We start from the raw sequence: 20589 nt of genomic DNA, 5'->3' as shown, positions 1-20589 counted from the left end.
CGCCCGAATAGACCAGACTTGCCGGGTGACCCGATACGCATTCGACGCCGACCACAACGTGCTCGTCGCCATCTGGGCGACCGGCCGAGGTGACCTCGCCCAAACGGTTGCCACCCTGCCCCGGACGGTAACCCAAGATCAGGCAACAAATCTGGCGTCGAACCTGACCACGCTGTCGCGGTTCCACTGGCGCACCTACACCCACCCGGCCAGCGCGGCCGGCGACCCCGACATCCCCAACAGCGAAGCCTGGCGCCGCGCCGAAGAACGCCGGAACTTCAAGGAGGTCGAGGCAGGCATCCGCACCCCCAACCTGCCCTCCGAAGAAGGACTCGTCGTCTCCTACAGCGGCGTCGTCGAATCCGCGCACCGCGTCGGCCGCACCCTCTACGACATCGACGACCTCGCCCTGCGCGACACCATCGCCGCCGAGGTCAGCAACGAACAAGCCGCCATCGAATCCGCCGAACGCGGCGACCTGTCCGGCCGCGCCCGCCAAGCCGTCGAACTGTCCCGCCCCGACGTCTCCCCGGCCCAGGTGCAAGCCGCCGACGACCTCTTACGCGCCGACCCGCTCGGCTCCATCGAACTGTTCACCGAACTCGACCCAGCCTCCGCCTCCGTCGCCGCCGCCCACTGGCTGCTCGCCGCCGCCGAGGTCGCCGGCGAAATGGCCGGCGTGCCATGCACCGACGTCGTCGTGGAAGCCGACGACATCGAAGCACTCCAAGTCGAGACCCCCACCCTCGTGCTCGAACGCCTCGACGCGGGGGAGAGCCCCACCGAAGTCGTCGTCGACCTCATCGCCGAAGCCATGGCCGTGCACGAAGGCCGCGTCCCCGCCCCGTGGGCCGTCGTCGGCCGCGTCGCCGAAATCGAAGAGCAGGCCCGCAAATTCGAGGTCGACGCCGACACCCGCGAAGCCATGCTCGCAGGCTTCCGCATCAGCCGCCTCGACCCCTCCCGCCCCGCCCTTGACCTCCTCGAAGACCTCCTCGACGGCATCCGCGGCTGCCTCCTCCTCTACGCAGCCCACACCGACGACCCCGACGTCGAAACCCTCTTCACCGCCGACGTCCGCCTAGAAGCCGACGCCGACCCCGAACATCTCCTCTGAACCAACGCACGCAGTACATGACGGCAGGGCCTCGGATTCGAGACCCAGCCCGCTACGCCGACTTGACGTACGAAGCTCGTTCTCGACGCAGATTGCAACGTGCGTCAAGAACGAGCTTTGTAAGTCAAGTCCTGCTAGATGGTGGGTGTTAGTTGGCTGCCTGGTCTGCGGGGTTGGTGGTCAGCCAGGTGCGGAGGCCCTCGTACACGGCGTGGTGGTTGAGGAGGGTGAAGTGGTTGGCGGCGGAGATGTGCAGGCCGTTGGAGTCGTCGAAACCTATGCGGCGGGCGCGGTTTCGCCCTGCGGCGCTCGGGGTGAGGACTAAGCCGTCGCCGATGATTCGGCCGAGGGGATGGCGAGGGCTGCGGGTGATGCAGGCGGTGACGAAGTAGTGGGCGACACCGTCGAGGAGGGGGACCTCGCGAATGGCTCTGCGGGTCAACGCGTCTGTGTCGGCACCGCGCCAATCCTCATCCACCAGGGAGCCCTGCCGCAGATCGCGGATTCCCGCGCTGCGACGACGTAGTAGCTGCCCGAACGGGCGAGTCTCCGGCACGCGAACCAACGCGGCGGACGCGTAGTGCACGAGCTGCTCCAGCGGCGCACCCAGATGCGGCGAACCGAGACAGACAAGATGGCGAACCTTGTGCACCCACGCCAGCCCGGACTCGCTCGCCTCGAAACACGCGCCACGGGCGATCAACCCACCCATCGAATGCCCCACCAACGACAGCTGCTCGATCTCGACCGGCCAGTGCGCGACAAGCCGTTCCAGCAACTCACTCAACTGACGGGCATTCTCCGAGATGTGCAGCCCGCTGTTGTACCGGATCTGCAGCGTGCTGTAACCCAGATCCTGCTCGATCCCCTCGGCGTAACTCGTCCGCCCACCCAGCCGCCACGCATGCTCGGTCTCCACCAACCCGTGCAGAAACACCACCACCCGCGCACTCGGCGCCGCGACATAGTTCCCGATCTGCTCGGGCGCCACCGGATCCCCGTCCACCCGCAACGTCATCGGCCCGGCCAGGATGGGCCGCGCGTCCTCCAGGTCGTCGCCGATCAGCCCCTGCAGCGCCCCGAGGAAGCCCGCCCCGAACACCGTCCGCGAAGGGGCCTCGGCACCGGGCAGATCCACCGTCTTCTCGGCCAACCGGCCCGCCGCGACAGCCGTCCCACTCACGATCCGATAAACACTGTCGGCGATCGCATCGTGCACCGCCTCCACCGGCGCCGCGGCCGGCCCGACCCCGAACCGGACCGCCGCGAACACCCGCCCGGCGATCGCCCGGTGCACCGACGCGATCCCGTCCACCGCCCCGCCGAGCTCGTCGCCCGCCAACCGGGCGAGGGCCCGGACCTCGGCCTGTCGCTGGTGCGTCTGCTCAGTCATCGTTTCAGTGTACAAGCGTGCACTGAAATCGTCCCGTCGAAACGGAACCTCACGGAACCCGCGACGCGCCGACCGCCGACTCGGTGAGACTGCCCAGATACAACGCACCGTCGCGCTCCACGACCCCGGTCACCATCGAGAAGTTCGTGCCTTCGATCTGCAAGTCGTGCACCACCGTGCCATCGAAGTCGACCGCCATCACCCAGATCGTTTTCGCCGGTTTCGGCTGCACCCAGTCGGGCAGCATCCACACGATCTGCCGCAGAATTCCCGGCAGCGGAAGCAACCGGTCCAGCAACGGGTTTCGCGCCGTAGGCACCGCGATCCAGACGAGCCCATCGCTGCCGAGACCCATATTGTCCGGGAATCCAGGAAGGTTCTCGATCAGGAAATCGCGAGTACCCGCCTTCGGCCCCGTAAGCCAGTAGCGCGAGACCCGGTAGCCGCCGGTCTCAGCGACGAGAACACACGAACGGTCGGGGGCGAGCACCACCCCGTTGGCGAAATCCAGGTTATCGAGCAGTGTGTCGACCTTGCCGGACGGGTCGCGGCGGAACAGCCGGCCGGTTCCCGAATGCTCGAGGATGTCGCCCATATACTCGGCCAACGGGTAACGGCTCGACGAGGACGAGAAGTAGATGGTCCCGTCCTCGTCACGAACGACGTTGCTGGCGAAGGAAAGCCGCTCGCCATCGACCTCGTCGACGAGGACCTCCAGCGTGCCGTCCGGACTCAGCTGCAACAGTCCACGCTCGGAATCGCAGATCAAGAGGGTGCCGTCGGGATCGGCATGCAAGCCGAGCGGCCGCCCACCTGTATTCACGAGCTGACGCACGTCACCGGTGGACGGATCGATACTGAAGACCGATCCATCGGCGATTCCCGCGATCAGTCGTCCATCGGGGGCGAGCACAACATCTTCCGGCCCCGTACCCGGCAGTTCGAATCGGGTGACGTCGGGAAGCGTTGGTGTACTGCGACTTCGGCGCGCTCGCGGGGGAGCGGGCGGTGGTGTCCAGCGTTGTGGGTTCATGGTCGTGATCGGCACGACTCAGGGTAGCGCCGAGTTCCTGGCTGAACAGCGGGGTAGGGGAGACTCGCAGGATCGAGTAATCGGGCATGGAGCGGGCGGCGGAGGCTTGATCAGGCGTGCAGATTTGGCTCGGTAGGGTGCGCAACTCGGGTTGCGTCCCCAAGGGTGATTCACAAATAACATAGTGTTACGTAGATATGCGCATCTAACTATGTTACACCGATCCAGCCTCATCTCACGATGTCTCCGTACCCCTGATCAAAGACCGCATAGAGCCCCAGGGGCGGCATAGGTCGCGGCGAACAAGGGCAAGGTCTGGCTGCAGCTCGCCGCCAGGCGGCTGTGGCGAGTTGCAGCCGCATGGCGGCGAAACAACACACCAGATCGGCAGGGGCGGTGGCTCGTCCATGGGGTATGCCGTAGGCGGTGTCTCGCGAAGTAGGGCTCGTTAACCCGCGCTGCTGGCATGACAGCAGCGCCGGGCGGCTACATCTCCGGTGCTCTACGGCTGATGCGTAATCGAATACCACAGCACCGCCAGCGTCCCGAGTACGAACAGCGGTGAAAGGATCCAGGTTTCGAGCTTGTTCCCGGTGCGATCGATGATCGGCACCCTGGTGCGCAGCTTGAATGGCCAGAACAGCCGGCAGCCGCGGTCGGTGAGGCAGTCGCCGACGAGGTGCACCAGTGCGCCGAGGCCGACGGAGAACGGCAACCAGACGGGTTTGTCGGAGATCCAATGGTCCATCGCGAAGGTCCCCGCGACCGCGAGCACCACGATGGTTCCCCACGCCTCGACCCCGTCACCGGGCGGGCACAGGTGCAGCGCGCGCACAGCGAGGGCGAGCAGGAAGAAGACGAGTCCGAGGGTGAACCACCGCCCGATCCAATGCTCACCGGCCCACGTGCCGTAGGAGACGGCGGCAACGAAGGCGAAGGAATGGGTGGCGTGCCGATGGCCGCCGGAGATCCACGAGATCAACTTGCAGAGGTAGTAGGAGAGCGGACCGAGCGCATGCGCGATCGTTCCCTCCGGGTGGTCGGCGTCTGGCAACAGCGCCGCACCCGCCGTCAGAAATGTTCCGAGGAGCAGATCGACGGGGCCGAGATGTCCTGATACACCTTGGATTGTCGGGTAGGTCAAGATCGCGACGGGCAGCGCCGCTGCTGCCCCCGACCAGGCCAAAGCGCCACTGGTCGCATGTGAATGTCCAAGCACCGCTTGAAGGTTAGTTCACCGCAGCACCGTTCAGCGAATGCCGGTTCAGTGATCTTGTGCGGCGGTCGAATTGGGGGATGGATAACTTGTGGCGATCGGGATTGGCTGTGCCACAGAGGGTAGGGGAGGGGCGTGGATGGATTATGGAGGCCGAGTTGGTATCTGGCGGGGGGAGTAGACGCGGCACGGCTTCGGGCTGAGCGCGAGAGACACTGTCCGGCTGAAGTCGTCGGTCGCGAACGTTGCTTGTTGGGTTCGTGGATAGTCGTAAGAAAACATTGTGATACCTAGATGTGCGTATATATGCATATAAACGCTATTAGTGGGTCGCCAACACGAGAACGTTCCGGCTCCAACAAACTGCACAGAAGCCAGGGGAGCGAGTGAACGTACGAGCGGGAGGAACGCCCGAACATGCTCGACAAATAGCGCAGCCGATCGATGTGCTGTCCGGCCGGATTACCGGGCCTGCTGCGGAGGGGTGTGGTTGCCGTCCAGATGTCCTGCGAAATGCGCGACCAGCGGCCCACCGATCGCAAATGGTCGGCGTCCCGGAGCGTCGAAAACGAATACGGCCGATGGCCCGGCACTCGGCCGAGGGACGCCGGTCGCGCAGTACCTTCTCGAACGCGATGATCTACCCAGGCCGCGCGTGTCTGAGCGCCGTCGGCAGGTTCCTGCTCGGCCCGTGAATCCAAAACGGCTGCAACAACTGTCCGGTCACGGCCGGGCATGCGGGTTGACGATCCGGTCGAGGGCATGCAGGTCGGACTCCAGGGTGTAGAACACCCGCAACGTGCCAACGAACGCGAACAACCCGCAGACGCATAACGCCACGATCGACGCGATCACTGTCTGCTGCTGGGTGGGATCAAGGAACGCCACACCTGCGGCAACCCCGAACAGGGGTACCGACGCGGCGATCCCGAGGTAGATCCGGCTCCGCCGAGCCAGCCGTCGCAGCTGAGCCGACTCGGCGGGGGAGCTGAGCCCCGCGGCCACCAGTCCCGGGTAGTACCAACGGAGTACGAAGAACGTCACCGGGAAGTAGGTGTACACAACGGCCAGCGCGGCCGCGACCAAGTGCGAGGAGATCAGGTTGAACAACAGCCCGGCGGAGAGGTCCGCGATGGCGTGCAACTTGATGAGGAACGCCACCAACGCGAGCAGCCACCCCGCGAACGCCACGGCCGCGATGCGGTCACTACAGGCAAGGGTGTCCGCCCGTGCCTTGGCGAGGGTCTGCTCGTCGTACTGCTTGCCTTGTCGCAATCCGTGCGGCACCAGGAACACCAGCCGACACCAGTACAACAGGATCGCGATCCCCACCGGATAGCCGATAGCGGCCGCGATCAATCCGAGTTTGGTGATTTGCGCCTGTCCGGCGGCCCCGAGTTCGAGGTCGAGCAGTTTCGTGTTGTGTCCGGCCAGGTACAGCCCGCCGAGCAGCTGTCCGAGCGCGCTGGACAGTGTCACCACCGGCATCGGCCGCATCCGCAGCCTGCCTCGGAGGCTGCGTCGGGGCGGGTCGACGAGGTCGCGAGCGGTTCGGTCGAGGGTGAGCTCGAGGTGCTGGGCGAGGTCGGCGCCAGTGGTGTAGCGGTCGTCGCGGTCGGGGGATAGGCAGGTCAGTAAGGCGTGGCGCAGGATCTGCGGGCAGTCCGCCGGTGTGCTGGCTTGCAGGCGTTCGTCGATCGGCTTGCGGCGCAGTTCGATCATTCTGGTGAGCGAGGTGTCGGATTCGCCGATGCCGAGTTCGTCGGCGAAGGGGAGTCGGCCGGTGAGCAGTTCCCACAGGACTACCGCGAGGGCGTAGAGGTCGCTGCGGGTGTCCAGGTCGGCGGCCGTGGTGGCCATGTTGGGATGGCAGGCTTCGAGCTGTTCGGGGGACATGTAGGCCAGTGACCCGCCGAAATAGGCGACGGGGCTCGCGCCCGGAATGTGGGTGCTGAAGCTGATATTGAAGTCGGCGAGCTTGGGGTGGCCGTCGGCGGTGAGTAGCACGTTGGCCGGTTTGATGTCGCGGTGTAGCACGCCGGCGCGGTTGGCGTAGTCCAGGGCGGTGGCGAGTCGGCTGCCCAGCCAGGCGACGGCTTCGGACCAGCTCAGGCGCGCGAGTTCGGCTCGGGTGGCGGAGGGTTGCGGGGTCAGTACGCCGCCGGAGGTGACGGCGGCGTCGACCGCGTCGAGCAGCAGCTGGCCGGTGCGTTGCGCGATCGGTGTGCTGCGGACCAGGCGGAGTACGCCGAGCAGGGTGCCGCCGGGCACGTACTGCATGTACATCAGCTTGAGGTGTTGCTCCTCGATTTGGCGTTGGTCGAAGACGCGCACGATGTGTTCGTGATCGAGTTGGGCGAGGGTTTGTGGTTCGCTGCCTCGGTCGCGCGAAATCTTCACCGCGACAAGCCGTTGCATGGAACGCTGCCTGGCCAGGAACACCCGCGCGAACGCGCCTTGGCCGAGCGCGATCAGCAGGTCGAAGTCGTCGATGGTGGCGCCGGGTGCGATGGTGTCGAGCGCGTTGATGGCGGTCGGGTCGGAGAGCAGGGTGGTGCGGAAGTTCTCGGCGGCCATGATGTCGGTGTCGAGCTGGGTGGCGAGCTGCGCCATCTGCGCGGCGAAGTCCTGCTCGTATTCGCTGAGGTCGAGTGCGGGGTCGCCGCCGCGGCTGCGTGCGGTGATCTCCTCGTAGATCAGGTCCGGCGGCAGTGGGGCGGCGTCGAGTTCGGGGAATTGTGCCCGATAGTCGGCGAGGCGCTTGCCGTGGTGGGTGTGCTGCCAGCGGTGCTGCAGGTCCACCTTGATCAATTCGATCAGCGCCGAGCGTCGCAGCCCGCGGTCGGCAGGCAGATGCGCCGCCAGGTCCGGTGGAGCGTCCGCGTCCTCCCAAGCACTGTCGAATCCAATAACCAGTCGCGTCAACGCAGTCTGCGTCGCCGCCACCCGGTCCATCTCCATGTGGCCCACCCGATCAAAAATGGCTTCCCGAGCCCCCACCCGAGAATAAACGATCATCACGGCCGTGGCCGTCGAATTACCTGCTACCGCTAGTCCTGCGGTCGGTCAGCTGCGCTAGGCACCACCGAAATGAAGTGCAACCAAGTGTTGCGCGTCGCGGCATCCTCGGCTAGCGTCATGTGCAACAAGTTGTTGCGAGTCAGAGGAGTAGGCATGGAACACGGACAGATCGAACGCACGATGTACATCGAAGCCACCCCCGAGGTGGTCTACGAGGTGATCAGCAGCCCCACCCACCTGAAGGAATGGTGGCCCGACGACGCCGACCTCGAACCCGTCCGCGGCGCGAGCGGCACGCTCACCTTCGGAACCGACGAGCAGCGCGACGTCGTCGCGATCACCGTGGTCGATGCCGAGCCACACCGGCTGTTCTCCTTTCGCTGGACCCATCCCGCCGACGACACCGCGGCCGTCGGCAACTCACTGTTCGTCACCTTCGAACTCGCACCCTCCGGAGACGGCACCACGGTCCGCATGACCGAAACCGGTTTCCGCGAAATGGGCTGGGAGATCGCCGTTCTGGAGCAACAGTACAACGACCACAGCTCCGGCTGGGACGCCTACCTGCCGCGCCTGGGCACCTACGCCACCGGACTGATCGCCAGCCGATGAACAGCACCGTCGACGACGACCTGTGGTCCGCGATCGGTGACCCGACCCGGCGACGCATGCTCGACCTGCTTTTGGCCGACGGTGAGGGCACCGCGACCAGCCTCAGTGAGCGACTACCCGTCACCCGGCAAGCCGTCGCACGCCACCTCGGCGTCCTCGATCGAGTCGGCCTGGTGCACGGGTCACCGGAGGGCCGGGAGCGGCGCTACCGCGTCGACGGCGCCCAACTAGCCCGCGCCGTAGCGCAACTCAACGCGGTCGGCTCGACCTGGGACGCCAGGCTCCAGCGCATCAAGCGGATCGCCGAAGCCATCCAACGCGGCAAACAGCAGTAGCAATCGAGAGGAATCGAAATGGTAGACATTCTGCACCGGGTCGGGGTCATCTCCCCATCCGTGGACGACGTGTACGCGGCCCTGACCTCGGTCGACAAACTGGCCGGCTGGTGGGCCAGCGACACCAAGGGCGACGCGGACCCCGGGGGAGTCATCGAGTTCCGGTTCACCGCAGGCGGATTCGACATGAAGGTCATCGACCTGCAGCCCGGGAAGCGGGTGGTGTGGGAGGTGGTCGACGGACCCGAGGAATGGATCGGCACCGAGGTCATCTGGGACCTGAAGCGCGAGGACGACTACACGATCATCCTGTTCAAGCACGAAGGATGGAAGGAGCCCGGCGAATTCATGTACCACTGCAGCACCAAGTGGGCAAGCTACCTGCTGAGCCTGAAGCAGCTGGTCGAAACCGGAACGGGCGCACCCGATCCCCACGACGTCCAAATCAGCAACTGGCATTAAGGAAGGTGTCGAGCACCTCGACGGATGAGTCGGTGGCGGCGAGAGCGTTGTCGGCGTTGTGGTCGCCACTCCTTATGAACCGCTCGAGATAGGTGATGGCCGCGAGCATCCGAGTGGGGTCATCGCCGAATGCGCCGAGCCCCGCGTTGCACCGCGGACACAGTAATCCTCGGACGGCGCCGGAGGAGTGATCGTGGTCTACGGCGAGGGGAACCTTGCCGAGTTGCTGCCCATCTTTCCGCGGTCGGCCGCCGACGCCCGAGAGGTCGACGTCACCTTCATGGACGCTGCAGATGCCGCAGCGATAGTTCTGTTCCGCACGCATGGCGTCGTATTGTTCTGGCCTGATCCGATACTTGGCCCAGAGGTTTGCTCGTCGGGCTACGGCGGGTCCTTGGCGTGCACGACGGGCTCGTTGATAACACGCCCCGCAGAGCGGAGCACGCGGACCTGGTTGGGCCATCAGGCTTCTCGGCTTTAGTTCGCCGCAGCCGTTCGTCGGCGAACAACGCACCAGATCGACGGGAGACGGTGGCTCAGCCATGGGGAGGAGTATGTCAGGGCCCACCGACAGATCATTTACTTGACATAGTGTTGATTATCGGCGTAGAAACGGGCATGGATAATCGAGGTTGCGCCGTCCGATGATATTGGTGTGTGCGGTGTCTCGTATGCCGTGACTCCTGGCTTCGGGAGGCTCCCCGGCCTGGCTCATGGAATGTCGGCGTTGTGTGGGCGGATCGTTGTTGATCTCCCCTTGGCCGGTTTTACCGCTGGTGTAAATATTCCGGTTTGTGCCTGATTTGGACGGAAAGTCTTGAGCTGGTTCCGGATTGGGTTTTTGGGGCTTCTCCCCTAGGTCCACCTACCTACCTTCAAAACGTCACAGTGACGTTTTGAAGGTAGGTAGGTGGACCTGAATTCTGTTGCGTGTCAGCCGTTCCGGGTTAACTTCCGCCGTTGCTGCCGTAGTAGCCACCGAGCAGGCGGCGGCGGCGCTTGCGGTCCTTCTTGGCGTCGTCGGCGTCCTTGGTGTTCTGGTCGGTCGCGTTGGCGGGTTGCTCGTCGGTCTTGTCGGTGTCTTTGCGGAAGATGCCCATGGTGATCCTGACCCTTCGTTGTCCGGCGGCTGCTGTTGCCTATCAGTGTGTTCGGGCGCGCTGGGCGCCGCATCGGTCGCAAGTATCGTCCGATGTACGCCGTGGGTAGGTTCTGTGGCGGTGATCCGCGAGTTGCGGTCCACCTGTGCGGCCAGCTGCGAGGCCAGCTGTTGCCGACTGGCTCTGTTTTCGGAGGCCAGTTGTCGGCCATGCTGGGCGGGTGTTGATTCGTCGCCTGGTGGCGTTGTATGTCGGGTTGTGGTTGTACGGGTTCTCGATGGCTGTGATGGTGCGTGCCGGGCTCGGGTTGGACCCGTGGGATGTGTTCCATCAGGGTGTGGCGGGCCATGTGCCGATGAGCTTCGGCACGGTGACGGCACTGACCGGGATCGCTGTGCTGCTGGCCTGGATTCCGTTGCGGCAGCGCCCTGGCCTGGGAACGGTGAGCAATGTCGTGGTCATCGCGGTGTCGGTGGATGTCGGGCTGTGGTTGTTGCCCGCGTGGGAGATGATCCCGGTGCGGGTGGGTGCGATGGGTGCGGCGGTGGTGCTCAATGCGATCGCTACGGTGCTGTACATCGGAGCCGGGATGGGTCCTGGTCCGCGGGACGGATTGATGACTGGACTGGTTCGCCGGACTGGTGTGTCGGTGTGGGTGGTGCGGACTGCGATCGAGGTGACGGTGTTGTCGGTCGGTTGGCTGCTGGGTGGCAGTATCGGGGTCGGGACGCTCGTGTATGCGTTCGGCATCGGTCCGCTGATTCAGTTGCTGATTCCGGTGGTGAGTCGGCACCTGCCCGGTTTTCAGGTGCGGCCGGCGGAGGGGCCCGTGGCGGTCGTCCCCGTGTAATCAGCTGGCGAAATGTCGCCACCATGGCGCGTTGATCTTGCGCCCGCCGGACCGCGGTAATCGTGGCGAAGCTCTGCCGATTCGTCGCGAGCACCCAAGGAGGCTTCACCGCCGCGGTCGGCTCGACGACATCCATATACCCCTCTACGGCAAGGGTCGACTCCCCCGCCGTCCGAGCCGCCATCGGTTACCCTCCCTTGAATCGTCACAGTGACGATTCAAGGGAGGGTAACCGATGCCTAGAGTTCCGTAGATTTTGCGAGTCGCACCGGTTCGGCAGGTCGCGTGGGTCGCCACCGCCATGCCCGCGCCACGATCACCAGAACTATCACCGCCGCGGAATGCAGCGCCCACAACGCGAGCCACGGCCGCAGGAACCCCACCTCGGTGTACTGGCCGCGGTCGCCGACGCAGTACATCGAGTAGTTCGTGCTCTGCCCTTCGGAATCGTGAAAGGTGTCCGAGACGACGATCGGCTCGATGTAGGGCGCGTCGCAGAACAACGGTGCGGTCAATTTCGCCTCGCCGGGCCAGATGGCGATGGGCAGGACACAGCCGAGGATCGCGGTCCCGGCGAGGATCGCCGTCAGGGTCGCCAGGATCCGACGGGATCGGCGCGCGACACTGTCCGACAGGTTCTCATCGGCACCGTACTGGTCGCTCATACCTGACTCATCCGCAGAAATGTTCCGGCACGGTCGAATTGGGCGACCACCGTGGTGCGTGGCGAGGTGACGTTGACGGTCATGACGACATCGGCTCCGATGCGGTTGACCACGACCGAGGTGACGTAGCCGCCGTCCACGGCGGCCCGGGTGACCGCGGTGTCGAGGACTTCCTCGAGCCGCAGCAAGCCGGAAACGTCTCCGACATCGAACATTTCGTCGTCGGGGTGGTCGGCGGCCGACACGTGGACCGGTGTGGGACCGTGCAGGGTTCCGTTGGCGAAGGTGTAGTCGTCTTGTTGATCCGGACGGGTGGGTACTTGGATGCGTAAGTGTGCCGCGGGGTCCTGGCCGGCGAGGTTGTGGTTCTCGTCGACGAAGCGAGTGACCGGTGGCTGCTGGTCGAGCATGCTCAGGCGGAAACTGTTCGACGCGGGTGCGGTGAGCGCGATGACGCTGACGTGGATTTCGGTGGTGCCGAGACGTTGTCGGAGGCTGTCGATGGCGGCGCTGGGCAGTGCCGAGACGAGTCCGCCGCCGCGGGCCTGGATGACCTTTTCGAAGTCGGCGCGGTCTACCGCACCGAGGCAACCGGTGGTGGTGACGGCGATGAGGACTGCTCCGCACAGGGCCACGAGGCAGGGGCGGCGGTGTGGCATGGGCAGCATCGTATAGCGCTTGGGTGACTTGGGGATTGCTGCTCGCATGTTAGGTTCACCAGCGTTGGACGTCCGGCTTGGTTGGCGTGGGAGGCAATGGTGCGCAAGGCATCGCGGGCTGTGATCGCGTGTTTGGGTGTGGCGTTGCCGTTGGCCGTCGCTCCGGTGGCGTCGGCGGCTCCGGAGTTCGGTGAGTATGTGGCGCTGGGTGATTCGTGGGCGGCGGACGCGTCGTTGATTCAGGCGACCGATGACTTTGTCCCGTTGGGGTGCGCGCAGAGCAGCGGTAGTTACGCCAAGCAGGTGGCGGCCGCGCTGGCGGTCTCGGTGTTCCGGGACGCGACGTGTGGTGGTGCCATGACGAAGAACCTGGCCGGGCCGCAATACACCCCGATGGGGGTCAATCCCCCGCAGTTCGATCACCTCACCCCGTCGACCGATCTGGTGACGCTCGAAATCGGCGGCAACGACGCGGGATTGGCGGCGACCGTGCAGCAGTGCCTGACCGCGGATCCCACGGCGTCTCTGTGCCTGAACGCGTGGGTGGTCGGCGGAGCGGACCGGATGTCGTCGAACATCCTGGCCGCCGAAACGAAGGTGACCGCGTCGGTCACTGGAATTCGCGAGCGCGCACCGCACGCGCGAATTCTGCTGCTGGACTATTTCGAAGGCGTCAGCACCGGACCCGGCTGCTTCCCGACGGTACCGATCTCGGATGCCGACGCGGAGTGGCTCGGCCGCAAACTGATCGAGTTGAACGCGATGCTCGCCCGGGTGGCCCAGGCGACGGGCGTCGAGCTCGTCGACACCTACACCACCAGCAGCGGCCACGACGGCTGCCGACCGCCTGGCACCCGCTGGGTGGAGGGCTTGATCCCGTGGTCGAGCAACCCGCCCGGCCTGGCAGTTCCGTTCCACCCCAACCAACTCGGTGCCGATCATCAGGCGCGCAGCGTATTGGCGGCGTTGAGCGGGTAGTCCCCTGTGGGCTCGACGCAAGCGCTGACATGATCATGCAGGGGGCGATGCTCGCCTCGGATCATGCGGGCAGGGTGTCTCCTGGGAAGCTGTGGCATGGATGAACCTCGCAGCGAATCATCTGCGTTTGTACGCACGGGTCCGCGTCCATGATTTCTTTGGCTTCTTCCGGTGTCACGGTCATGATCGCGATGCCGGCCACCGTGTCGGAGACAACCGGGCACAGGATCGCGATCACCCCGTCGGCGCGCAGCGACACCATTCGTCGCTGGTGCTCCAGCTCCGTTGCCTCGGCGCCGTCCATGTACCGTTGCGGACCCCAGCTGAGGATGGCCACACTGTAGGGCTTCGCTGTGTCGGCCAGCTGTCGAATCTGTTCGTCGGTGACGGTTGTACCCATTGATCCCTCGATCTTGTCGCAAGATGTCGTTGATGTTTCCTTCCGAACCCTAACCGTCGCTGATCGTCGGCGGCGTGAGTTCGTAGCGCATAGTGAACGGGGGCAACGGCTTCCATCGTTGTGGATAAGCCAACTAGATTCATGGCTCACCCATGACCATCGATCACGGTCGCAGCCGCCATCGACAGCGCGTATCTGCGCGAGGTCGTAGTGGTGGCGGCGCGTCGGCGACGTGGGTGGCGCACAGTGTGCCGGCGGCGCTGGGTAGATAGTCCCCCGCGACCTCACTCCTGGGCCGCCGATGACGTTCGAGTCAGCCGCGACGATCTGGTGGGTGCGCGTTAACGTGCTTGCGCGACTCACTCGCGACCGATCCACGCCACCGGCATCGCGTTGTGCTCCCGAGCGCTGCCCCGCAGACCATAGTGGTACCTACGGTTCGCTTGGTAGCCTGTGGCAAGCAAACCGGCAGAAGGTGAAAACCGATGAGTGCTACCACCATCGCCCGGCAGTGCACGCTGTGTGAGGCGCATTGCGGAATCCTGGTCACCGTCGAGGACGCGCAGGTGACGCGGATCGAGGGGAATCCGGACGACGTGTTGTCGCAGGGCTACATCTGCCCGAAGGTCACGGCGATGGGTGGGTTGCATCATGATCCGGATCGGCTGCGGACACCGGTGCGGCGGGTGGGTGACGGTTTCGAGCCGATCGGGTGGGATGAGGCGTTCCAGGAGATCGGGCAGCGGTTGCGCGCGGTGCGCAGCGAGTACGGGCCGAGTGCGATCGGAATGTATCTGGGGAATCCGGCGGCGCACAGTTCCTCGGTGATCTACGGGGCGTTGCTGCGTGCGGTGTTGCTGACGCGGAATTTCTTTTCGGCGTCGTCGATCGATCAGTTTCCGCAGGAGTTCGTGGCGTGGCGGATGTTCGGGTCGAATGTGCTGATGCCGGTGATCGATATCGATCGCACCGATCGGCTGGTGATCCTCGGCGCGAATCCGGCGGTGTCGAACGGGTCGATCACCACGATGCCCAATGCCAAGCAGCGCATCAAGGATGTGCGTGGCCGCGGCGGGCAGGTAGTGGTCATCGATCCGCGGCGGACCGAGACGGCGCGGCTGGCCGATCAGCATGTGGCGGTGAGCCCGGGCGGTGATGTGTATCTGCTGCTGGCGATGCTGCAGGTGCTGGTGGCCGAGAATCTGTGTGACGAAGCGGCGATCGACGCGCAGTGCACCGGCTGGGAGCAGCTGCGCGGGTTGGTCGCCGAGGCGACTCCGGAGCAGATGGCGCCGCACGCCGGGGTCGACGCCGACACCATTCGACAGCTTGCCCGCGACCATGCCGCAGCGTCGTCGGCGGTGCTGTACGCGCGGATCGGGGTGTGCCAGCAGGTGACGGGCACGCTCACACACTGGCTGGTGAACACGATCAACGCGGTCACCGGCAACTTGGATCGGGCGGGTGGGCAGATGTTCGCGACGCCGCCGATCGACGCGGCACGGTTCGCGAAGTATCTGCCGATGGGTTACGGGGCGTGGACGGATCGTTCCGGCACCTACAAGTCCTTCCGCACCGAACTGCCGGTCGCGGTGTTGGCCGAGGAGATCCTCACCGAGGGCGATGGCCAGATCCGGGCGATGATCACTTATGCGGGCAACCCGGTGCTGTCCACTCCGCAGCGCGGTCGACTCGGCGCGGCGTTGGATTCGCTGGATTTCTATGTGGCCGTGGACATGTACATCACCGAGACCACCCGGCATGCCGACATCATCCTGCCGCCGATCTCGCCGCTGGAACGCGAGGATGTCAACATCTTGTTCCCGGTGTTCAGTGTGCGCAACAACCTGCGTTACGACGCGCGAGTGTTCGAGCCGCCTGCCGAGGGGCTCGAGGATTGGCAGATCATGGCGCGGCTGGTCACCGAGCTGGTGCCGCTGCCTGCGCGGCGGTTCACGGCGCGGGCGCTCAATGGTCTGTTCGAGCAGTTCAGCCCGGTGCGGTTGGCGACCGCCGGGGTGGCGGCCGGTCCGTACGGGGTGCTGCGGCGGGGACGCAAGGGGCTCACGGTCGCGAAGGCGCGCGCGTCGGCCGGCGGTATCGATCTGGGTCCGTTGCGGCCCCGGTTGCGTGCGCTGATCGGGACGAAGGACCACAAGGTGCACCTGGCGCCCGAGGGTTTCCGTACCGCCGCGTGCCGCGTGCTCGACGACGCCCGGGCCGGTAACGCGATCACCTCACCTGCGGACGGTTACGACCTCAAGCTGATCGGTCGACGCCACTTGCGCAGCAACAACTCCTGGCTGCACAACGTTCCCGCGATGGTGAAGGGCCGTGACCGCTGCACCGCGCTCATGCATCCCGCCGACGCCGCCGCGCGCGGGCTCGCCCATGGTGAGCCGGTCGCGGTCACCTCACCGACCGGGTCGATCGTTGTTCCCCTCGAGGTCAGCGACGACATCCGCGCGGGCACCATTGCGATCCCGCACGGCTGGGGTCATCGCGAGCCCGGCGTCGGCTGGTCGGTCGCGGCCGCGTTGCCCGGAGCTAATGTGAATCTGCTGCACGATCCGTCACTGACGGATACGTTCTCGGGCAACTCCGCGGTCAACAACACCTGGGTGACCGTCACCCGCGCGCCGGTCGACACGGCAGCGGACACTATGGCATCCGGCAAGGACAGCGTGCAGCGCGCATGACCTTCCGGCTGGTGAACGACCCTGGCCACACCGATGCTGCAGCCGGGCCGCCCGGTATTGCTCGACCTCACTGTCGCGTCCGGTGGTGATTCGTCCGGAGCCGACGTCATAGAAGCGGGGCAGCGACGTGGCGAGCGTGGACTTGCCCGACCCGCTCGGACCGACCAGCGCCGTCTCGGTGGAGCGAATCTGGTCGCGTTGAGGTCATGGGAACAGCAGCGGTGCGTTTCGGTTCTGCCATGTCGCTCAGCGGAGACCGTCGACGGGCTATGCGATTTGCGGCGCGCCCACGATGCTCACCGGCGTATCCGCCTCATCCCAGAGTTGTTGCCAGGTGGCTGGTGTCGCCGAGCCTGACGACCTGGCGGTTACGGAAGTAGTCGTCCTCGCGCAGTTCGGTGATGCTTCCGGACGCACCATGGAATCGGGCATAGGCGAGTGCGTCGATCGGCAACTTGGTCCACGATGCCACGGTGAAGGTGAGGGCGCCGCCGTGGGTGACGACGATCTGATATGCGCAGTCGCTCACCATGATCGCGGCCATTGCCGCGTAGACGCGTTCCCCGAACTCGCCCATGGTTTCCGAGCCCGGTATGCCGTCATGGTGGCCTATCCGTTCGCCGACGGCCGGCGGGGTGAGGAAGCGTTCCCGCAGCCATTCCTGCGGTTTCCCTTCGGCTTCGCCATAGGATTTTTCGCGCAGTCGGGGATCGAGGACCGGTGGCACGCGCAGCAACTCGCCGATGACGTCGGCGGTCTGGGCGGTGCGTCGCAGATCCGACGCGTACAACTCGACCTCGGCGTGCGCGGGGATCGCGGCCCGGAGCGTTTCGGCGATCGCGGCCGCCGCGCGCAATCCCGTTGCGGTGAGGGGCGAGTCGTACCATCCGCCGACCAGTCCGTCGACGTGATGGGTCGACTCCGGGTGGGTGATGACGTACATGGTTCGCACGGCGGCTGTCTCTCTTCCTGCCCTCGTCATGAGACATACGCGTCATCCACGAGAGACGTGACCGTCGACAGGTGAGCGGGTTGTCGAAGCACTGTTATCCGGTCACCACGGTCACGCGGTAGCCGATGCGGATCTCGCGGCCGATATGCGCGGCCCCGCTGAGGTAGAGCCAGCGGTCGGTGCCGCCGCGCGGATCGGGCAGATACGCGGCTTGGACGTGTTCGACTCCGAAGGGGAAGTTGCCGGAGATCGACGTCGCGATACCCGTCATCAGTGAGGCCTCGGCCAATAGCTGCGGCTCGACAGCGGCGGCAGGTAACGGTGTCGCGGTGGGGATGAAGAACCCGAACTGTTCGGGGGGAGCACCGGAGCCCTGGACCAGCAGGCCGGTCACGAACAATCGCGCGGTTCCGGTGTGCACCAAGCATTCCGGCGTCAACGGCAGCGGTGGAGTCGGCCGCAGCTCGAGTTGGAACGCCATGTGCCGAACTTTACGGTCACCGATCACCCCTGTCCTCGCGACAATCCCCCAGCTCGATTCCCGATTACGCAAACGTGATGCGGCCGTACAGCCCTGTGGCGCCACTTGTTCCGGCACCGGACCGGAAACGCCTCGACCATCGACACCTCGTCGCCGAATACCGAAGCCCCGAACCGTCGGGCGCCCCCCACCACCCCAAACACACTTGACGTAGGTTGCATGCGCTTGACGCAGGTTGCAGCATGCGTCAAGCGCATGCAACCTATGTCAAGTCAGCGGACGGCTCGGGGTGGGGGCCGAGCACTTCGGTGCGCGGAGGGTGTCCTCGCGGAGGTCTCCTTCGTTGACCCGGTTACTGATGCGGGTCGCTCATGACATCCGGTGCTATATGGCATGCGTCGCCGTTCGCATCTCGCGCACCGCGAGCAGTTCGGTCGAAGATCGGCCAGAGGGAAATGTCGGTGTGCCCGGTTTCGCGAGGTGGGCCACCGCGCCGCGGGCCGGGGGTGGCGGGCCGTGGCGTGGCGTGGCGGGCCGTGGCGTGGCGTGGCGGGCCGTGGCGGTCAGCGACGAACCTGGTAACCGCGCCGATCGTGCTGCACGTCGGGTTCGAGCGGCCGGACCGACGGTGTACCGGGCGACATGGTTGCGCTACCACAACATGAGCCACGCCCCGCGATGCGATCCACGCGGCCGCGTCTGTCGGGCAATCCACCGTCGGCGCCGTCTTCGCCCGTGACTTGCGGTTGATGCAGACATGCACACGCTGCATCGAGGAGCCGCGAACTCTGTTGACACGCATCATAATTCATCAACTGCACCAGCGGTTCCACGTGAATCAGCATGGTCGCGCGCACCGATGCGGCGCTCGCGTACGAGTGCCACAACAGCCTTCAGCAGAACCGCGGAAAACTTGCGGCGCGCATCCTCCGCGTGCGACCGGAGAGATGCAACCGCGAAACTCGCAACGGAACAGGTGTGTCCTCCGGTGTGCACGTATGCCCGAACCGCACCTCGTCGGGGTCGGCGAATCCCACAGCACCTGTAGTGCGGATCCTCAGGCCTCAGCTGTCCTCGCGCAGCGAGTCCCGGTAGCTGGTCTCGATCTTCTCGCGCAGATGCTTTTCGGTGTGCCGGATCGCCGGGCCGATGAACGCCTGGATCACGCGATCGAGGGCCCGCCCGGCCAGGCCGCCGGGTACCCGATAGTCGGCGGTAGCGCTGACCTTTGTGACTTGCTCGCCCAGCGACTCGAAGTCCCACCGGATCGTGCCTTCGATGCCTTTGATCGCCCGCATCGTCACCCGGGAACCGTCCACCCATTCGGTGGTGTCCGCACGCAGGTGCAGCGTGGTCGGCCCGAGATGCAGCGCCGTGTCGAATACCGCACCGACCCCGGAAGTCTGCTCCCCCACCGGCGTGAAATCCCGAATCCCGAACATCCACCTCGGCACGTTCCGATAATCCCCGACATAGCTGAACGCGAAGCCCACCGGCGCCGCACACGTCGCACTGTGCTCCACATGCCCCATGCGTGCCCTCCCGCCGCCACGATCCTCCCTCGACCCTAGGTCACCCTGGCGATCTTCGCCCCGATGAAGTCCCGTGCCTGCCAACCAGTTACACCCGCCGGTGCCATCGATGATCAACCGGACAGGAGCCGATGACAGACCAGCCGGGCTCGCGCGCCTGGTACTTCGATGACCGCGCGGCAATGGCGTTGAACTCAGGATCAATGGACGCGGTCGCCGAATCGCCAGGCCTTGAACTACCCGCCGACAGCAACTGCTCGACCCCGCTCAGAGCGGCCCGCGTCGACTCGGCCGATAAGGTCGAGAGGTGACGTGGACGGTGGGCTTCGACCTGGATATGACTCTGATCGACTCGCGACCGGGCGTCAGCCGGTCCATCGATATCCTCGCCGCGGAGTTCGACGTTCCGCTGCGTGGCGCCGATTTCGCCGATCGGCTCGGACCGCCGCTGGCCACGCTGCTTGTCGAGGTCGGTGCTCCCGAGGAGCTGGTTCCGGCGCTGGTCACCAGGTATCGCGAACTGTATCCGAGCATCGTGTCCAGCATTCCCGCGATGCCGGGCGCGGACGCGGCACTGGGTGCGATCGCGGCCCGGGGTGGGCGGGTGCTCGTCGTCACCGGCAAGCACGAACCGCTCGCGCGGTTGCACATCGATGAACTCGGTTGGCGCATAGACCATCTCGCCGGTGACCTGTGGTCCGCGGGCAAAGCCACCGTGTTGCGGCAGGAGCGGGCCAGCATCTACGTCGGCGATCACGTCGGCGACATGCACGGCGCGCGGACCGCGGGCGTCCTCGCGGTCGGAGTCACCACCGGACCGTGCGACGCCGAGGAACTGCGTGCCGCGGGAGCGGACGTCATCCTCAACGACCTCACCGAATTCCCGCAGTGGCTCGCCGACGAGCTGGGCCCCATCGCGGACGCGGGCTAGCGGATGCGGCACGATCATGCTGCGCGACCGCACGCAGATGCGGCTGGGCGACGTCGCACGCCCGCACCGTGAACCCCCGCCTCGCATGCCGAGGTTCGGGACCGCGGCTGGGTACGCTGCTCGTAGCGAGCCTGGACAACGCGTGTACACAAC

General features: G+C 65.6%; 20 protein-coding genes and 1 pseudogene. 8 read left to right on the top strand and 13 right to left on the bottom strand.

The features are described from left to right. Positions 1–25 precede the first annotated feature (25 nt). Positions 26–1117 carry a hypothetical protein gene (locus ACIBCN_RS23435; protein WP_396993743.1) on the top strand — a complete coding sequence of 364 codons (1092 nt, stop codon included), beginning with the start codon at positions 26–28 and terminating at the stop codon, positions 1115–1117. A gap of 148 nt (positions 1118–1265) precedes the next feature. Here ACIBCN_RS23435 and ACIBCN_RS23430 read toward each other — a convergent pair whose 3' ends face one another. From ACIBCN_RS23430 to ACIBCN_RS23415, 4 genes are all read right to left on the bottom strand, one after another. Beyond that, positions 1266–2510, bottom strand: coding sequence for a lipase family alpha/beta hydrolase (locus ACIBCN_RS23430; protein ID WP_396993742.1), 1245 nt, complete (start codon positions 2508–2510; stop codon positions 1266–1268). Between the two features lie 49 nt (positions 2511–2559). Continuing rightward, positions 2560–3543: an SMP-30/gluconolactonase/LRE family protein gene (locus ACIBCN_RS23425; RefSeq protein WP_396993943.1), complete on the bottom strand. Its 984-nt coding sequence runs from the start codon at positions 3541–3543 to the stop codon at positions 2560–2562. 502 nt (positions 3544–4045) lie between these two features. Beyond that, complete coding sequence (locus tag ACIBCN_RS23420) at positions 4046–4762, bottom strand: metal-dependent hydrolase (RefSeq protein ID WP_396993741.1); 717 nt, start codon at positions 4760–4762, stop codon at positions 4046–4048. 720 nt (positions 4763–5482) lie between these two features. After that, positions 5483–7720 carry a serine/threonine-protein kinase gene (locus tag ACIBCN_RS23415; RefSeq protein ID WP_396993942.1) on the bottom strand — a complete coding sequence of 746 codons (2238 nt, stop codon included), beginning with the start codon at positions 7718–7720 and terminating at the stop codon, positions 5483–5485. A 213-nt stretch (positions 7721–7933) separates the two neighbouring features. On the opposite strand from ACIBCN_RS23415, the gene ACIBCN_RS23410 reads away from it, so the two are divergent. Genes ACIBCN_RS23410 through ACIBCN_RS23400 form a run of 3 tightly spaced genes read left to right on the top strand, consistent with a single transcriptional unit; the run spans position 7934 to position 9189 of the window. Continuing rightward, positions 7934–8392 (top strand): SRPBCC domain-containing protein, encoded by a 459-nt coding sequence (locus ACIBCN_RS23410; RefSeq protein ID WP_396993740.1) that lies wholly within the window; start codon positions 7934–7936, stop codon positions 8390–8392. Continuing rightward, positions 8389–8727 carry an ArsR/SmtB family transcription factor gene (locus ACIBCN_RS23405; RefSeq protein WP_396993739.1) on the top strand — a complete coding sequence of 113 codons (339 nt, stop codon included), beginning with the start codon at positions 8389–8391 and terminating at the stop codon, positions 8725–8727. Before ACIBCN_RS23410 ends, ACIBCN_RS23405 begins: the two co-directional genes overlap by 4 nt. 18 nt (positions 8728–8745) lie before the next feature. After that, positions 8746–9189, top strand: coding sequence for an SRPBCC domain-containing protein (locus ACIBCN_RS23400; RefSeq protein ID WP_396993738.1), 444 nt, complete (start codon positions 8746–8748; stop codon positions 9187–9189). On the opposite strand, the gene ACIBCN_RS23395 is transcribed toward ACIBCN_RS23400, so the two are convergent. Further along, positions 9173–9514 carry an endonuclease VII domain-containing protein gene (locus tag ACIBCN_RS23395; protein ID WP_396993737.1) on the bottom strand — a complete coding sequence of 114 codons (342 nt, stop codon included), beginning with the start codon at positions 9512–9514 and terminating at the stop codon, positions 9173–9175. The two genes, ACIBCN_RS23400 and ACIBCN_RS23395, sit on opposite strands and share 17 nt — an antisense overlap. Positions 9515–10136: 622 nt before the next feature. Then, positions 10137–10289 carry a hypothetical protein gene (locus ACIBCN_RS23390; RefSeq protein ID WP_396993736.1) on the bottom strand — a complete coding sequence of 51 codons (153 nt, stop codon included), beginning with the start codon at positions 10287–10289 and terminating at the stop codon, positions 10137–10139. A 220-nt stretch (positions 10290–10509) separates the two neighbouring features. Here ACIBCN_RS23390 and ACIBCN_RS23385 point away from each other — a divergent pair, with 220 nt between their 5' ends. Next, entirely contained in the window at positions 10510–11139 is a 630-nt protein-coding gene (locus tag ACIBCN_RS23385; RefSeq protein WP_396993735.1) for a YitT family protein, read from the top strand. A 239-nt stretch (positions 11140–11378) separates the two neighbouring features. Here the strand turns inward: ACIBCN_RS23385 and ACIBCN_RS23380 are convergent, their stop codons facing one another. Continuing rightward, positions 11379–11804: a hypothetical protein gene (locus tag ACIBCN_RS23380; protein WP_396993734.1), complete on the bottom strand. Its 426-nt coding sequence runs from the start codon at positions 11802–11804 to the stop codon at positions 11379–11381. Further along, on the bottom strand, positions 11801–12463 hold the full coding sequence (locus tag ACIBCN_RS23375) for a hypothetical protein (RefSeq protein ID WP_396993733.1): 663 nt from the start codon (positions 12461–12463) through the stop codon (positions 11801–11803). Before ACIBCN_RS23375 ends, ACIBCN_RS23380 begins: the two co-directional genes overlap by 4 nt. Before the next feature lie 96 nt (positions 12464–12559). Between ACIBCN_RS23375 and ACIBCN_RS23370 the strand changes: the two genes are divergently transcribed. Continuing rightward, positions 12560–13441, top strand: a complete 882-nt coding sequence (locus tag ACIBCN_RS23370) for an SGNH/GDSL hydrolase family protein (protein ID WP_396993732.1) — start codon at positions 12560–12562, stop codon at positions 13439–13441. A 61-nt stretch (positions 13442–13502) separates the two neighbouring features. Here ACIBCN_RS23370 and ACIBCN_RS23365 read toward each other — a convergent pair whose 3' ends face one another. After that, a complete protein-coding gene (locus ACIBCN_RS23365; RefSeq protein WP_396993731.1) occupies positions 13503–13841 on the bottom strand; it encodes a hypothetical protein in 339 nt (112 codons plus the stop codon). 485 nt (positions 13842–14326) lie between these two features. On the opposite strand from ACIBCN_RS23365, the gene ACIBCN_RS23360 reads away from it, so the two are divergent. Next, positions 14327–16540, top strand: a complete 2214-nt coding sequence (locus ACIBCN_RS23360) for a molybdopterin oxidoreductase family protein (protein WP_396993730.1) — start codon at positions 14327–14329, stop codon at positions 16538–16540. A gap of 51 nt (positions 16541–16591) precedes the next feature. On the opposite strand, the pseudogene ACIBCN_RS23355 reads toward ACIBCN_RS23360, so the two are convergent. The 4 genes and pseudogenes from ACIBCN_RS23355 to ACIBCN_RS23340 form a co-directional block, all read right to left on the bottom strand. Next, a pseudogene (locus ACIBCN_RS23355) lies at positions 16592–16720 on the bottom strand (ATP-binding cassette domain-containing protein); the annotation flags it as partial. Between the two features lie 133 nt (positions 16721–16853). Further along, the gene (locus ACIBCN_RS23350) at positions 16854–17483 is read right to left on the bottom strand and encodes a histidine phosphatase family protein (protein WP_396993941.1); all 630 of its coding nucleotides are present in this window, start codon (positions 17481–17483) and stop codon (positions 16854–16856) included. A gap of 103 nt (positions 17484–17586) precedes the next feature. Further along, a complete protein-coding gene (locus ACIBCN_RS23345; RefSeq protein ID WP_396993729.1) occupies positions 17587–17973 on the bottom strand; it encodes a hypothetical protein in 387 nt (128 codons plus the stop codon). 1064 nt (positions 17974–19037) lie between these two features. Beyond that, entirely contained in the window at positions 19038–19505 is a 468-nt protein-coding gene (locus ACIBCN_RS23340) for an SRPBCC family protein (protein ID WP_396993728.1), read from the bottom strand. A gap of 307 nt (positions 19506–19812) precedes the next feature. On the opposite strand from ACIBCN_RS23340, the gene ACIBCN_RS23335 reads away from it, so the two are divergent. After that, entirely contained in the window at positions 19813–20436 is a 624-nt protein-coding gene (locus tag ACIBCN_RS23335) for an HAD family hydrolase (RefSeq protein ID WP_396993727.1), read from the top strand. The last annotated feature ends 153 nt before the right edge of the window (positions 20437–20589 follow it).

The organism is Nocardia sp. NPDC051052 (assembly GCF_044456045.1).
Lineage (GTDB): Bacteria > Actinomycetota > Actinomycetes > Mycobacteriales > Mycobacteriaceae > Nocardia.
This window is presented reverse-complemented; position numbering and strand designations above follow the sequence as displayed.